A 15,538-nucleotide genomic window follows, 5' to 3' on the forward strand; every position below is an offset into this window, starting at 1 on the left:
TATGGGAGGGAACGGAGTTATGCCAGCTACGAGATTCAATTGCCCCGTCGAGGCCACGCTCGATGTGATCGGCGGGAAATGGAAAGCCCTGATCCTTTGGCGGTTGCAAGACCAAGTGGTGCGCTTTGGCGACCTCAAGCGTATGATTCCCGGTGTCACGCAGAAGATGCTGACCCAACAGTTGCGGGAATTGGAGCAGGACGGGCTGATTTTGCGCACCGTCTACGCCGAAGTTCCACCAAAAGTCGAGTACTCGATGACCGAGTACGGCGAGTCCTTGCGCCCGTTGCTCCGCCTGATGTGCCAGTGGGGCGTGGGCCATATGGAAAAAATGGATGTCGATCCCATGCGTATTGCTGCTGAATAAAATGGAAACCCTACATGTATTAGCCAATATTCCGCTGTTCAGCGGATTGGATGAGGAGGAGCTGTCGAAGGTATCCCAGCTCCTCCTCCGTCGAAATTTCGCTGACAAGACAGGACTGTTTCTGCAAGGTGATCCGCTACATACGGTGTACTTCATCATCAGTGGCAAAGTGAAAATCTACCGCAACGACGAGGCCGGTCGCGAACAGGTCGTCACCGTGTTGCAAGAGGGCGACATGTTTCCACATGTCGGCTTTTTCTCCACGGGCACCTATCCGGCGCACGCGGTGATGATCGAGAGCGGCGAGATGCTCACACTTTCCACCGCCCGCTTCCGCCACTTGATCGAATCTACGCCCACACTGTGCTTGAAGTTGCTCGCCGTGATCGAACACAAGTACATGGAGTTGCAAGCGCGCCTCTCGGAGATGGTCATGCACGACACGCATGGGCGGCTCGTCCTGATGTTGGTCCGGCTCTCTCGTCTGCATGGGGAACCCTGCGGGGGTCGCCAGCGCTTGAATGTGTCGATCACCAATCAAGAACTCGCGAACATGATCGGCACTTCGCGCGAGACGGTCAACCGGATGCTCAACCAATTGAAGCGCGACGGCGCGGTCGAGACTTGTAGCGATCTGCACATGATTCTCGATGTTGGGAAATTAGAGCAACTCCTGTGATTTTTATCACTACACACCTTTTTCGATCTTGGTACGATAGGTACAGATCAACTGGAACACACAAGGAGGAAAACACATGTCTCTCTACGAAAAACTCGGCGGCGAAGAATCGATCTCTGCTGTGGTCGAAAACTTCTATACCCGCGTACTGGCTGACGACATTGTCAACAAATATTTTGCCAACACCGATATGGACAAGCAACGCCGTCACCAATCGGCCTTCATCTCCTTCGCCCTCGGCGGCCCGAAGCAATACAGCGGCAAATCGATGGAAAAAGCACATGAAGGCATGAATTTGCAACCGGAGCACTTCAACGCGATCGCGACACATCTGTCTGCCGCGCTGGCCGACTTCAACGTCCCGCAAGAAGACATCGACGCGGTCATCAACAAGATCGCAACCTTGAAAGACGCTGTACTCTACAAGTAACCGCTTTCTCCTAAACTTCACCGTGTAGCAAAAAGCCGACGGCTCACCCCGTCGGCTTTTTCTCAAACGCACAGGTTCGCTTGATGATCTAAAAAAACCAGAGGGAGTCTCCCCTCTGGTTTTTCTGTTCATGTGATCGATGACTTCGGAACCAAGCGGTTCACAAAGTTTTGCATCTCCTTGGCTTGCACGGTCTTCTCCACCGACTGCAGCAAGTACATCTGACTGTCCAACCACACGCCATGTCCGGGACGAACTTTTTGATAGTTGCCGTTGGCGAGGAGTTCATGGCGTTTGACGTTGTCTTTGAGTTGGATGTTCAGGATGTGGACGAGACGCTCCTTGAGGTCCACCTGTTTGACAGGGAACAGAATCTCCACCCGATGGTCCATGTTCCGCGTCATCCAGTCTGCGCTAGAGAGATAGACTTCATCGTCGCCGCCGTTCTGGAAGTAGAACATCCGGCTGTGTTCGAGGAAGCGTCCGACGATGCTGGAGACGCGGATATTCTCACTGACGTCCGGAATTCCTGGACGCAGGCAACAGATGCCGCGCACGATCAATTCGACCCGCACCCCGGCGCACGATGCCCGGTAGAGGGCTTTGATCAGCATGTTGTCGGTCAGCGAGTTCATTTTCGCGATGATCAAGCCTGGCTTGTCAAGGGTGGAGGCTTCGATTTCACGGTCGATCATCTCGATCAGTTTCGCCTTCAAGCCGCTCGGAGCGGTGACGATCTCTTCCCAATCCGGCTTGGTGGCGTATCCGGTCAAGTGGTTGAAAAACTCGGTCGCGTCGTACCCGAGTTCCTCACGCGCAGAGAACATGCCGAGGTCGGTGTAGATCCGGGCGGTCGTCTCGTTGTAATTGCCGGTGCTTAAATGTACATAGCGACGGAGTTGGTTGCCTTCTTGGCGCACGACGAGCGTGATCTTGGAGTGCGTTTTCAGCCCCTTCAGCCCGTAGATCACGTGGCACCCGGCTTTCTCAAGCTTTTTCGCCCAGACGATGTTGTTCTCCTCGTCGAACCTCGCCTTGATCTCCAGCAACACGGTGACCTGCTTGCCATTTTCCGCGGCGCGTACCAGAGCGGAGACGATCGGCGACTTGCCCCCTACGCGGTAGAGCGTCTGTTTGATCGCCAACACGTTCGGGTCATCGGCCGCCTGTGCGATGAAGTGCAGCACCGGGTCAAATGACTCATACGGGTGGAATACGAGGACGTCCTTGTGCGCGATCGCTTCGAAGATCCCGTTCTCCCCGATCAGATCGTGCGGCGGTTTCGGGTCGAGCTCTTCAAAGCGGAGATGATCGAACCCAGGCAACGCGCTGCTAAACTTCATGAAAAACGTGGAATCGATCGGCCCATCAATCTCGTAGACATCATGGTCGGTCAAGTCCAACCAGTCGACCAGCATCTCACGCAGCGTCTGCGAGATCGTCGCCGCCACTTCCAAGCGCACCGCGACGCCCATGCGGCGCTTTTTCAACTCTTTCTGGATCTCCTGCATCAGGTCTTCTGTCGTTTCCTCATCAAACGTCATATCCGCATCGCGAGTGATCCGAAAGCCGGAGCTCTCGACGATCTGGAGTCCTGAGAACAGGAAGTGCATGTGCAGGCAGATCACGTCTTCGATCAAGATGAAGTTCTTGTCCGCCGGGTCTTCGGAGGGAATTTCGATGAAGCGCGGCAGCATCGACGGGACCTGCACGACGGCAAACAGGTAGTTTTTCGGATTGGTGTTGCCTGGCTCCGCACTCAACAACACGCCAAGGTTCAAACTCTTGTTGGCGAGGTGTGGGAACGGGTGTGAGGCGTCGACGGCCAGCGGGGTCAGGACTGGGAAGATGTAGTTGTAATAATAGTCTTCGAGAAACTCGCGTTGCGCTTCACTCAGCTCCGACGGTTTCAAAAAATGGATGTGCTCGTCGCGCAGCTCGACCAAAACGTGGTCGTCGAGGATGTCGTACATCCGCTCGACGATTTTGTGTACCCGCTCGGCGATGGCGCTCAGTTGTTCCATCGGTGTCATCGCCGCCTTGGAATCAGGCTTGTTGATGCCCGATTTGAGCAGGTCGAGCAATCCTGCGACGCGCACCATGAAGAACTCGTCGAGATTGGAGCTGGCGATGGCGAGAAATTTTAAGCGCTCCAAGAGCGGGTTGCTGCTGTCCATCGCCTCTTCCATCACGCGCTCGTTGAAGGAAAGCCAGCTCAGTTCTCGGTTGATATAAAACTCAGGTTGGTCGAAATGGTCCATTGTAAATGTGACTCCTTTGAAGGGGAACAGTTGAGATAAGTAGTTTCTAGTATGAGTTTGATTGGGCTCAAGTAGACGAGGAGAGCAAAATGGGTTGCCTGTTCTCCTCGACGCTGTGCAACAGGAACTGCATGTCCCAGACGTGGCAGGCCAATTGGAACTTCCCTTGCAGACGCTCCGTGTGCTCCGCAGTTGGAAGTCCCTGCACGTGCAGATGCACCTGCTGTGCCTCCCATTCAATTTCGATCCGTTCAATCTGCACAGACTGGTCGTGCTCATAATCGAGTGCGTCCGCCATGCGCAGGAGGGCGATCAGCGAGCCGGCGCGGTCGTGGTGCTTGGCGTTGAGCGCTTCGAGACGCAGCTTTTTGTTGCGATGATTGAGCGCCAACACAGCTGTCCACAAGCGCAGTTTCTCCGGCCACTCGTCCAACAAGCAATCGGAGCTGATCAGGTGATAGCTGTGGTGATGGTGCTTTTTTCGGTTCACGAAATGCCCGATGTCGTGCAGGCTGGCGGCATGCTCTAAGTACGAGCGGTCGCGAGCGTTATCCAGCTCCGTCAAATCGAGCAGGTCATCATACAGGCGCAGAGCGAGCTGTGTGACATGGTTGGCGTGCAGGACATTCGCACTATACTTTTCCTGAATTCGTTGCACGTTGGCTTCCATCAAGTGATCCCCTTTTCGACAAGTTCAAGCCTGAATGTTTGACGGAACGATTTGCTCATCGCGTCCAAGATCTCCGTCACTTGCGCTTGGTCGACGAGATGCTGCTCGATCACTTGGCAGATGACCATGCATTCGTTGCCGCGCTTTTCCAAGGAGATTGAGCGGACTTGGTTGGTCAGTGGGCGATCCAGCGTGCGGGCGAGCAGTCCGAGCAACGCGAGGCGTTTGATCCCCGACAGTTCAGCGGCGGGGAGCATGTCGGTGTGCTGCATGAACTGCTTTTCGAGTTTCTTGTCGTTTTTGTAAGAGGCGAGCAAGGCGGTGATCAAGCGCTGACGATGCGTCATGCCAAACAACAGCACGTTCGTAATCAGGTAAAACGTATGCTTCGCCGCATCATACACGTTGATCGACAGGCCGATGTCTTGCAAAAGCCCAGAAATCTTCAACAGTCGGCGCTCCTCATACCCGGCCAGCAGCAAGCCTTGGTCGTTGAGTTGGTCGAACAGGGAGATCGCGAGTCGGCTGACATGTTCGGCACGCGGAGCATCAACTCGGTAGCGCTTCATCCATTGATGCGCGCTGTACAGGCTGACGTCGTCCAGATACTCGAGGTTCTGCTCTTGCAAGATGCGCTCGAACAGCAGCCCTTCGCGCAGACCTTTGGTGGAGATCACGAATTCCTCGCTGCCGGTCAGCTCCATCAACACTTGAAAAACCGCACTGGCGGCGACGATGATGTCGGCGCGGTCCTTGGAGAGGCCCTTGATTTTCTTGCGCTTGTCGAGCGGCGTTTTGGCGAGGGTTTGATAGGTCTCCACAATCTCGGCACGCGGCAAGATGTAATGGTGCAAGCTCGGGAACGAGTAGTTGTTTTTTCGCTGGTGCATATTGCCGACGTTGCGCGCCGCTCCACCGAGAGCGATCAACGGCACCGGACGCTTGCGCATGGTCAACCACGGGGCCCCCGCAAACTGTTGCCGGAGGAACAGTTCCAGTTGGCCAAGTTCTTCACGGCTCGGCAGATCGCTTTTGAAAAAGAGCTGTGTCAGCGTCACCGCGCCAAACGGAAAGGAGATTTTATGTACGCAGGCACGTTCCTCCACCCACGTCACTTCCGTGGAACCGCCACCGATGTCAACAGTGAAAGCGTCGCGAATGTTCATGGAGTTCACCACGGCCAGATAGCCGTAGTGGGCTTCCTCCGGGCCTGTGAGGATTCGAAAGTCAAAACCGGTCTCTTGCTGAATCTGGTCGCGCAGGGCGGGGCCGTTGCGAGCTTGGCGCATCGCCGCAGTGGCGACGCCGACAACTTCGGTCACGCCGCGCCCTTCGCAGATTTCCTTGAAATGGCGCATACAGTCGAGCGTCGTCTGCACACCTCGGTCGTCGAGCTTGCCATTGACGAGATGCGAACTGAGGCGCAGGACGCGCTTGACGTTTTCAGATTCGTACAGCAACCCTTGTGCATCCTGTTCATAGATAACCAGGCGCGCGGAGTTGGAGCCTAGATCGATGATGGCGAGTTGTGATTGTGTTTGTTTTTGCACAGGATCCCTACTTTACTTGGGTTTATCTCTTATTATACTAAAAAAAGCACCCCCATGCAGGAATGCTTTCCATACTGCTAGTTTAGTGTTGCCTTCAACTCGCGCACTTCATTCCGAAATCGACCATACGGATAGTGTTCTGGATCTGCCTCGACTTTGGCGACGATCGCTTGCACCGCCTCGCGATGCGCCCACGCAAGCGCCTCCGCCGCCGGAAGCTGCACATCTGGCGTCACGCCCGTTCCTTCCCAGTTGCTCTGCGTAATCGGGTTGATCGAACGCTGTGTGGGGATGAACACGCGGAAGTGGTCCTGCAAGCGGAAGACCTTTCCCGGATTCGCCCCGCCGCGCGTCACTTCACCGACGAGCGTCGCCCGTTGCAAGTGCTGGAGGTTGTAGGAAAATTCCTCTGCCGCTGAGAACGTCATCCGGCTGGTCAGGATGTAGACGGGCTTGTCTAGATACCTCCTGCCCGGCAGGACAGGCAAACTCCAAAACTGGCGCGTCGTGTCTGTCTCCCGCGCATAGATCGTGTTCAGCAACACGGGTTGTGCCGCGAGGAAATAACTGCACAGCAACTGCACCATCCCCGGCTCCCCACCGCGATTCTCGCGCAGGTCGAGGATCATCGCTTCCGTATGCGCCAAAAAAGCCAGCGCTCCGCCCAGCGTCTCGCCGGCTCGTTCAGGTGGCAAAAACGCGTCTAGTTTCAGATACCCGACATTTCCAGTCAACCGCTCGACTTTCGCGAATCCAAAATTCACTGCCTCCGCACCTTGCCAGTACGGCAATTGCTCGCCATCATCGTGCGCAATGAGTTCCTCGCTGTAGAACACCTTCACATGCAGATCCCGGCTGATGTTGCGCAAGTCGTCTGTCAGCTGTTCGGCCAATCCGACCGCTGATTCCACGTGGCGATACCCGCCCGCGAGCCACTTGCGCCGGACTGCCTCCGCCATCGCAGCACCTACCTGCGGGAACACATAACTCGCCGTCAATTGTTCCGCCAACGCTTCGACCATCGTCTCCCATCCCCGCATCTGCTCCATCACACTTCCCCCCAGCCAAAACTTGAAAACCACGCTTGATCCCGGTAGTTCTCTATTGCACGACGGATGTACGGGATCATGTTGTCTGGCAACGCCTCAAACGGATGCCACGACAGCTCGTCACACTTTTCTGGTTCCCGGTTGACAATTTCACCCGTCAACTGCGCCGCAACCGGCATCGTAAATCGCTGTGCCACATTCATCCATCCTCTGCAGGTTTCTTCTGAAAACTAGAATACCCGATCTGGCACGTTTTGCCAAAGTCTTGCGTTTTTCTGAAATCCGTGTATACTGGAGGAAGGTTATGTAGCTAGACAGTAGTGTGTATGCAGAGAGCTATTACGGTGTGTACTGTATCAATAGATCTTAGACTTTCCCACGATTCACAACAGGCGTGGCCTCGGAGCCATATGGTCGCATGAGAGGTAGGGCATGCGGCGTTTCGATAGTTCACTCCTGTCTGGCAACTACACAAGTAAGGTAGCCGAGGGCGATGTCCCGTCGGCTTTTTTGCATAAATAAAAGCCAAGGGTCTTTACCCTTGGCTTTTTTGTTCTGCCCCGGCACACGCAAAGCGCACGAGAAATGTCGTGCCCGTTTCGCCAGTTCGCACTTCGATCGCTGCACCGTGTCGTGCCGCCACGCTGTAGCAGACGGCGAGGCCGAGACCGGTGCCCGTCTCCTTGGTCGTGACGAACGGTGTCCCGATTTTCTCCATCATCTCTGGAGGAATCCCCGGCCCTTGGTCGTGAATTTCCAAGATCACATCCGCACCGTCCACCTGTGTGCGGATCGTCAGCAAGCCGCCAGCAGACATCGCTTCCAAGCCGTTGAGCGCGAGGTTGAGGATCACCTGGCGAATTTCCTTTTCATCCAGCTCCAACGCCGGCACGTTGCCGAGCTCGATCTGTACGTCCTTGTCTGACAGCAACGCCTCCGCTTGAATCAGCGGGAAAATCGCATCGATGATCGCGTTGAGCGAGGTCGTTTCGCGGTTCGTGGTTTTGTTTTTGGCGAGCGTCAGGAACTCAGTGATGATCGCGTTTGCCCGGTCGAGCTCTGAGACCATCAATTCGATGTACTCGTGCAGCGGATGAGTGGCATTTTTCTTGGACATCTGCAAAAAGCCACGCACGGTGGTCATCGGGTTGCGAATCTCGTGGGCGATGCCTGCGCCCATCTCGCCGATCAAATTCAAGCGCTCCAGCCGCGCCATCTCTTTTTCCCACATCACGCGGTCGGTGATGTCGGTGATCAGGATCAACTGGCATGGTTCGCCGTGCAATTCGATCTCTTCTGTTGAGAGCAAGCCCTGACGCACCTCATCGCCACGCGTCAAGTAGCTGACCCGCGCATTGCGCACGCTGCGCTGCCACTCCGGGTCCCCCTCCAACTGCTCCTCGGCACCTTCCGCTCGCAAGCGCAACAGATCGGCGGTCGCACCGCGCACATCCTCCGCCCGATAGCCGGTCACACGGACCCAGTAATCGTTGACATCCAGATAGCGGTGATCCTTTCTCGAACGAATCGCGATCAGACTCGGGCTGGACTGAAAAATTTTGCGGAACCGCTCCTGTGAGCGGTAGAGGTCCTGTGTGCGTTCGACCACCAATTGCTCCAGCACTTGGTATTGTTGTGTGCGCGATTCCTCGATCTGCTTGCGTTCCGTGATGTCGCGAATCGAGCAGACATAGATCTGCAGACCCTCCAGTGAGGCTTCTCCAACCTGCATGTCAACCGGGAACGTCATACCGTCTTGGCGCACGGCTGTCGATTCAACTGTGCGCCCGATCTCGCCGCCTGCCACGTTGACCAGCGTGGTGATCGGTTGCCCGAGCAGTGCGGACTGCTCATAGCCGAACATCTCCACCACGGCTCGGTTGACCGAGAGAATCTGCCCCGCATCGTCGTAGGTCACGATCGTGTCCCGCGACGTTTCCCCGATCACCCGCGCCAACGCTTCGGTGCGGCGCAACTCTGCACTCGTGCGCTTGAGGAGTTTGTTGGCCTCCTCCAGCTCACGCGTCCGCTGCTTCAAAATCTCGCGGTCGCGATGGATCTTCACGAAGCTTTCCACTTTGAGCCGGAGCGTGTCAGGATGGAACGGTTTGAAAAGATAATCATTGGCCCCAACTGCGTAGCCATGATGGACATGCTCGGTCGCTTGGTGGATCGCGGTGATGAAGATGATCGGGATATGGCGCGAGCGTTCGCGCGCTTTGATCAGCTTGGCGGTCTCAAACCCGTTCATCCCTGGCATCTGCACGTCGAGTAGAATCACGGCAAACTCTTCTTTTAATACACATTTCAACGCTTCCTCACCCGATGTCGCGCTGACGAGTCGATAGTGCGGCTGTTGCAGCACGGCCTCCAGCGCTAGGATGTTTTCCGGGCGGTCATCGACCATGAGGATATTGACCATTTGATCCTGTCCCACTGTCATCGCCTCGTTATCTGATCTTCCGGTATAACTTCTCTGCTCCGTCCACTTCTTCGTAGTCCTGAGCCTGACTGGTAAACGCCAAGCCTTCTCGACTTCCGAGCGCGAGGATGCCGCCGTTGGACAAGCTCTCATAGAACAGCTTGTGTACGCGGTTTTGCAACAACTGATCAAAATAGATCATGACGTTGCGGCAAACGATCACTTGAAACTCGTTAAACGAGCGATCGGTCACCAAATTATGTTGGGCAAACACCAAATTCTCCTGCAAAAAGGCGTGAAATTGGACCGTGTCATGAACCGCGCTGTAGTACTCAGAAAAGGCCTTGGTGCCACCTGCTTGCAGGTAGTTTTTGGTGTATTGTTGCATCCGTTGCAGGGGAAACACCCCGCCCACCGCTCGCCTCAAACTGTGCTCGTTCATGTCGGTGGCATACAAGCGGGCTTTGTGATAGAGCCCCTCCTCATGCAAGAGGATCGCCATCGAATAGACTTCCTCGCCCGTCGAGCACCCCGCGTGCCAGATGCGGATGTGCGGATACTCCCGCAACAGCGGCACGACATGGTGGCGAAAGGCCACGTAGAAGGACGGGTCGCGGAACATCTCGGTAACATTGACGGAGAAATCATTCAGCAATCGTTCCATCACGGTAGGTTCGTGCAGAACCTTTTCCTGCAACGCAGAGATCGTGGGCAGTTTCTCCGTGTGCATCCGATGGCGGATGCGACGTTCGAGGAACGGCAGCGAGTAGTTTTTGAAATCAAACCCGTACATCCGATGCATCCCTTCGAGCAACAACTGCATCTCGATGTGCTCGACCTCGCCCAACGCGAAGGTTTCGGGGGTGGCGAGCCGCAGGTCTTTGAAGTTATCCATCCTTGTAGCGGTCACCTGCCCTCTCGTTCGCGATAGAGCCAGACCCGCATCAGCGAGAACAGTTGTTCCAAGTTCAGTGGCTTGCTGATGTAGTCGGAAGCTCCCGCGTCGATGCACTTGTCGCGGTCGTTTTTCATCGCTTTGGCCGTCAATGCGATGATCGGCACATCCGCAAATTTGCTCCGTTGACGAATCGCCCGCATCGCTTCATACCCATCCATCTCTGGCATCATGATGTCCATGAGCACGAGGTCCACATCCGGGTTCTCCAGCAGCATCTCTACGCCTTCGCGTCCAGTTTCGGCAAAAATCACCTTCATCTGCTGCGCTTCTAACGCCGTCGTCAAGGCAAAGATGTTGCGCATGTCGTCATCGACCAGCAACACTTTTTTCCCATCCAAGGGGCATTCCGCTCCCACTTCCTGCGCGACTGCTACTTCCGACACCTCGTCTTCGGCAAAAAGTGCCGCATGGGCGGTGCCCAGCGGCACATTCACCACCGATTGTGCAGGCAGATGTTCCGTCGGCAGGTACAGGGTGAATGTCGAGCCTTTGCCCTCGACGGAGATCACCTCCAGTTGTCCGCCAAGCAAGTTCGCGATCTCCCGGGAGATCGACAACCCCAGACCCGTTCCGCCGTACTTGCGCGACGTGGTGCCATCCGCTTGGCGGAACGCTTCAAATATGACCTCCTGCTTCTCATGCGCAATCCCGATGCCCGTGTCGGTGACCGAGAACGCGAGCACCGTTCCCACATCCTTGAGCGGGGAACTACCGGCGACGCGGATGTCCAGTTGCACCGAGCCTTCCTCGGTGAACTTGATGGCGTTGGCGAGCAAGTTTTTGATGATCTGTTGCAGACGCACTTCGTCGGTGTAGATGGCGACAGGCACGTCTGGATGCACGTTCGCGGTGAACAACAGACCTTTTTGACGAGCGAGTTGCGAGAACTGCCGCTGGGCAAACTCCCGCAACTCGTCGAGCAGGATCTCGTCGAGATGGACGTCCATTTTGCCCGATTCCACTTTGGAGAGATCGAGAACGTCACTGATCAAGTTCAGCAGGTCATACCCAGAGGCGTGAATCGTGTTCGCAAACTCGATCTGCTTCTGTGACAAGTTGCCCTCCGAATTTTCGGCGAGCATCTGTGCGAGGATCAACAGCGAGTTCAGCGGCGTGCGCAACTCATGCGACATGTTCGCGAGGAATTCTGACTTGTACTTGGAGGAGAGCACCAACTGTGTGGCTTTGTCCTCCAACTGTTCCTTGGTCTTTTGCAATTCGCGAGTTTTGGTCTCCGAGTTGTTGTACTGCTCCTCAAGTTTTTCATTGATCGTCTTGAGTTCTTCCTGTTGTAGTTGCAACTCCTCAGACTGGCTCTGCAACTCTTCGGTCATCGCTTGCGATTCCTTGAGCAACTTCTCGACTTGCATGTGATACGCGATCGAGTTGATCGTGATGCCGATCGTCTCCACCACTTGTTGCAACAAGGCCATGTGCATGTCGGTAAAAAGTTCGAACGAAGCCAGTTCGATCACCGCACGCACGTGGCCTTCATGCTCAACGGGCAGCACGAGGATCGTGGCGGGGGTTGCGGCTCCCAGCCCTGATGTGATCTGGATACCTCTGGAAGGTCGGTCAGCAGAATTGTGCGGTTCTCGGCCGCACATTGACCGACCAGCCCTTCCCCCATGCGAAAAGCGTCTCGCCCTACCTCGCGATCCATGTCCGCATAGGAGCTGAACTTCACCAAGCGCTGCTGGTCTTTGTGCCCTTCCTTCAAATAGAACACACCATAGCTGGCACCCACCAACGGTGTCAACTTGGACATGATCATCCGAGCGAGCGTTTCGAGATCCTGCACGCCTTGGTACATCGTCGTGGTCTCCGCGAGCTTGGTTTTGATCCAAGTCTGCTCCTGAATCGTGCGCTGGAATTCCTGCTCGTGGTGCCCATGCTCCTCTAACGCCACCGCCATCGCGTTAAAGGCTTGCGAGATCTCGCCGATCTCGTCCTGCGTCCTGACTTCGATGCGCGGCAGTTTTTGCTTCGAGCCTTTGGTGACGAGCGTGATCACCGAGGTGACATGGCGCAGGCTGGCTGTCAGACTGCGCACCACCCGAAAAGCGATCACACCTCCAAGGAACAGCGAGAGCACGATCAACGTCCATGTGGCTTTTACTGCCATGTTGTAGGTAGTGGTCGCGTCCTGCAAGGCGGTTTCCATGCGCGCTTCTTGCACAGTGTTGAGCTTCCCTACCGTGTCGAACACCGCGAGGCTGGTGGTCGTGATCTCTCCGAGCAACAGTTCGTTGGCCTGTGCCCGCTGTCCAGAGCGCACCAGATCGATCATGCGATTTTGTTCGAGTTCATACGTTAGGCTCTGCGCACGCAACTGAGCGAGCAACGCCGACGCTTGTTGCAAACTCACGATCCGCTCAAATTGAGCAATCGCCACTTGTTCGTTGGTTCTGGATTGGTTAATCGAGGCCACGACCTCGTCGATCGGTGTCTTGTCATCGATCGCCAGCGTATACAAACCTCTCGCCATGTTGCCGACCTCAAAGCGCACCGTGGTCGCCAATTTTGCCTTCGTGTAGCGATCCTTGACGATCTCATTCATGCTCTGGTTCAAATCGTTGAGCATGCTGAGCACCAGCAAGAGCATGACGATCAACAGTGCGAGGAGCGAACCGAATCCTGTGTAGAGCTTGGTTTTGATCTTCATCTTGTACCTTCCTTTTTTCCTGAAACAGCGCAGTGCTAGTAGTAGACGTTTCGCGTTCTCGTGGCTTATTCCCTTCTTGCGCGCTTGACTTCCGATTGTAAACAAGGTTACATTCATGAAGTAATAGAAATCGATCCACACATACATATGCGCCATAGGAAGACTATTTGCACACAAGGAGTGTTCGAGATGACCGTGAAAAAAAACCGCCAGTTCCGCCTCGTCAGCCGTCCCGTCGGGATGCCGTCCAACGAAAACTTTACGCTGCAGGAGGTTGACCTCCCGGAGTTGCAGGATGGGCAAGTCCTCGTCCGTGCGCTGTACATCTCCGTCGACCCGTACATGCGCGGGCGGATGAGCGACGCAAAGTCCTATATCGAACCGTTCCCGCTCGATGAAGTGCTGGTCGGTGGCGGCGTCGGTGAGATCGTCGAGAGCAAAAACGAGAGATGGCAAGCGGGCGACGTGGTCGTCGGCCAACTCGGCTGGCAGGATTACACCGTCTCGAACGGTCGTGGCTTGTTGAAACTCGACCCGTCGCTTGCACCGGTCACCACCGCGCTCGGCGTCACGGGGATGCCAGGTTGGACCGCCTACTTCGGACTGCTCGACATCGGCCAACCGAAGGAAGGCGAAACGGTCGTCGTCTCAGGTGCAGCCGGTGCGGTCGGCACGATCGTCGGCCAGATCGCCAAGTTGAAAGGGTGCCGCGTGGTCGGAATCGCTGGAGATGACGCGAAGTGCCAGTACCTGCTGAACGAACTCGGCTTTGATGCCACGATCAATTACAAAACCACCGACGACCTCCGCGCCGCGCTCAAACGTGCCTGCCCGGACGGCGTTGACGTGTATTTCGATAATGTTGGCGGTGAGATCACCGATGCCGTGATGTCGCGGATCAACTTCCAAGCGCGCATCGCGATCTGCGGTCAGATCTCGCAATACAACTTGGAGGAGCCGGAACTTGGACCGCGCGTATTTACCCAACTGCTCAAAAACAGTGCGCTCGCGAAGGGCTTCATCGTCAGCGACTACGCCCCGCGCCACAAGGAAGCGATGCTGCAACTGGGCCAATGGGTTGCAGAAGGCAAGATCAAGTACGCAGAGAACATCGTGGACGGACTGGAGAACTCCGTCGAAGCGTTCCTCGGGTTGTTCCGCGGCGAGAACATCGGCAAGCAATTGGTGAAAGTTTCCGATCTGTAAACTTGATGAGAAAAAGCGGTACACTCGCGTGTGAGTGTACCGCTTTTTTTATCCCACGAGTTCACGCAGGGATGGCAACCGTTAAAAAGACAATCTGTCAAACGGTCGGTTATCAAGCGAAACGTGCTCGTAAAAAAATGAGTCTATAGACCTATGTGTACGGAAGCGATCTCTTCCGATATCTTCCTTATAAGACTGTCCGTTTTCCCATTTTGAGAGGGGGAACCCTCGTGAACCAGCCTGATTTCCGCGAGCAACTGAAACGACACCCGCACAACGGAGACTTGCGCTACCACTTCGCGAAGGTGCTGGAGCAACAAGGCCGGCTGCGAGAAGCGCAGGAACAGTACGAGTTAGCCGCGCGCGATGGACACCTTGCGTCATTGATCCAGTTGAAACAGACGACGCTCAAACCGCTGAGCGACGAGATCCAAGTGCCAGCGAGCAACGGTTTTCGCCTGCGTGACTTGTTGCAACGGATGCTGGCACCGCTGCTTTTGTTCTTGGTGGCCTTTCACCTGTTGGCAGAACCGCTCGGCCTCGACCGTCTGATCTCGCTGTTCACTGTCGCGAATACCTTGCCTGGAGACTTGCCACGGCTCGTCGTGGAAAACGCTCGCCTGCGCTTTCATGACACGCTCGGTCGTGATCCGAAGACGTTGCAGGAATTGACGCAGGCCCAGCCGGTCAACTTTATGAGTGCGCTGTCACCCGATCTCTTGGCAGCCAGCGGTTGCCCTTGTCAACTGCCAGAACCTGGACTGGAGTTGCGCTTCTACCCGGAGGCCAACCAACTCGCCCTCGGTCGCGGCGAGGAAATTCTCGCCGTCTACTCGGTTGCGACAGGGCCGCCGTTGCCCTTTGTGCGCTCCAAAGTCTCGAGGCGCGTGGTCAACCCCAACGGAGGCAAGGGCGCGTGGGGCACGCGCGGCCTCGAATTGCAGGAGGGGTATGCCATCCACGGGACGAACCAATTGGAGGCGATCGGGCGCGGCAACATCACCAAGGGTTGTCTGCGCCTGCGCAATGTGGACATCGAGACGTTGTACCCGTATGTCTCCCTCGGGACTCCGTTCGCCGTCCTCCCCGGCTCCCCACACAAGCCGACCTTCCCAGAGGGATTGCCGCCGCTGGGCGAATTGTTGCATCCGCGAGACGAGGAGACACCCGGGGTGCGGTACCAGTGGAAGCAGTAGAAAAAACGAGCTGACGTCATAGGACGTCAACTCGTTTTTTATTCGGTGAGCGTTATTCGGTGAGGGGTTCCCTCCGAGCACCCAG

At 55.9% G+C, this 15,538-nt stretch carries 14 protein-coding genes; 5 read left to right on the plus strand and 9 right to left on the minus strand.

Annotated elements, in window-relative coordinates:
- Positions 1–19 precede the first annotated feature (19 nt).
- The 3 genes from C7459_RS07670 (at position 20) to C7459_RS07680 (ending at position 1,476) form a co-directional block, all read left to right on the plus strand.
- A complete protein-coding gene (locus C7459_RS07670; protein WP_109688017.1) occupies positions 20–367 on the plus strand; it encodes a winged helix-turn-helix transcriptional regulator in 348 nt (115 codons plus the stop codon).
- 1 nt (position 368) lies between these two features.
- Positions 369–1,046 carry a Crp/Fnr family transcriptional regulator gene (locus tag C7459_RS07675; RefSeq protein ID WP_109688019.1) on the plus strand — a complete coding sequence of 226 codons (678 nt, stop codon included), beginning with the start codon at positions 369–371 and terminating at the stop codon, positions 1,044–1,046.
- Positions 1,047–1,122: 76 nt separating this feature from the next.
- Positions 1,123–1,476, plus strand: coding sequence for a group I truncated hemoglobin (locus C7459_RS07680; RefSeq protein ID WP_109688021.1), 354 nt, complete (start codon positions 1,123–1,125; stop codon positions 1,474–1,476).
- Positions 1,477–1,604: 128 nt separating this feature from the next.
- On the opposite strand, the gene C7459_RS07685 is transcribed toward C7459_RS07680, so the two are convergent.
- The 9 genes from C7459_RS07685 to C7459_RS23635 form a co-directional block, all read right to left on the minus strand.
- On the minus strand, positions 1,605–3,737 hold the full coding sequence (locus tag C7459_RS07685) for an RNA degradosome polyphosphate kinase (RefSeq protein ID WP_109688023.1): 2,133 nt from the start codon (positions 3,735–3,737) through the stop codon (positions 1,605–1,607).
- 67 nt (positions 3,738–3,804) lie between these two features.
- Positions 3,805–4,407: an HD domain-containing protein gene (locus C7459_RS07690; RefSeq protein ID WP_109688025.1), complete on the minus strand. Its 603-nt coding sequence runs from the start codon at positions 4,405–4,407 to the stop codon at positions 3,805–3,807.
- A complete protein-coding gene (locus tag C7459_RS07695; RefSeq protein ID WP_109688027.1) occupies positions 4,407–5,957 on the minus strand; it encodes a Ppx/GppA phosphatase family protein in 1,551 nt (516 codons plus the stop codon). The genes C7459_RS07690 and C7459_RS07695 overlap by 1 nt, the downstream gene beginning before the upstream one ends.
- 77 nt (positions 5,958–6,034) lie before the next feature.
- The gene (locus C7459_RS07700; RefSeq protein WP_109688029.1) at positions 6,035–7,006 is read right to left on the minus strand and encodes a S41 family peptidase; all 972 of its coding nucleotides are present in this window, start codon (positions 7,004–7,006) and stop codon (positions 6,035–6,037) included.
- On the minus strand, positions 7,006–7,203 hold the full coding sequence (locus C7459_RS07705) for an NUDIX hydrolase (RefSeq protein WP_109688031.1): 198 nt from the start codon (positions 7,201–7,203) through the stop codon (positions 7,006–7,008). Before C7459_RS07705 ends, C7459_RS07700 begins: the two co-directional genes overlap by 1 nt.
- A 338-nt stretch (positions 7,204–7,541) precedes the next feature.
- Positions 7,542–9,449, minus strand: coding sequence for a PAS domain S-box protein (locus C7459_RS07710; protein WP_109688033.1), 1,908 nt, complete (start codon positions 9,447–9,449; stop codon positions 7,542–7,544).
- A gap of 7 nt (positions 9,450–9,456) precedes the next feature.
- The gene (locus C7459_RS07715; protein WP_109688035.1) at positions 9,457–10,323 is read right to left on the minus strand and encodes a CheR family methyltransferase; all 867 of its coding nucleotides are present in this window, start codon (positions 10,321–10,323) and stop codon (positions 9,457–9,459) included.
- An 11-nt stretch (positions 10,324–10,334) separates the two neighbouring features.
- Positions 10,335–11,825 (minus strand): ATP-binding protein, encoded by a 1,491-nt coding sequence (locus C7459_RS23805; RefSeq protein WP_342766661.1) that lies wholly within the window; start codon positions 11,823–11,825, stop codon positions 10,335–10,337.
- Positions 11,826–11,857: 32 nt separating this feature from the next.
- Positions 11,858–13,051 (minus strand): MCP four helix bundle domain-containing protein, encoded by a 1,194-nt coding sequence (locus C7459_RS23635; RefSeq protein WP_211320358.1) that lies wholly within the window; start codon positions 13,049–13,051, stop codon positions 11,858–11,860.
- Positions 13,052–13,240: 189 nt separating this feature from the next.
- Between C7459_RS23635 and C7459_RS07730 the strand changes: the two genes are divergently transcribed.
- Both C7459_RS07730 and C7459_RS07735 read left to right on the plus strand, forming a co-directional pair.
- Positions 13,241–14,257: an NADP-dependent oxidoreductase gene (locus tag C7459_RS07730; protein WP_109688041.1), complete on the plus strand. Its 1,017-nt coding sequence runs from the start codon at positions 13,241–13,243 to the stop codon at positions 14,255–14,257.
- Between the two features lie 230 nt (positions 14,258–14,487).
- Positions 14,488–15,453: a L,D-transpeptidase gene (locus C7459_RS07735; protein ID WP_109688043.1), complete on the plus strand. Its 966-nt coding sequence runs from the start codon at positions 14,488–14,490 to the stop codon at positions 15,451–15,453.
- Positions 15,454–15,538: the final 85 nt, after the last annotated feature.

This window comes from Tumebacillus permanentifrigoris, assembly GCF_003148565.1.
Lineage (GTDB): Bacteria > Bacillota > Bacilli > Tumebacillales > Tumebacillaceae > Tumebacillus > Tumebacillus permanentifrigoris.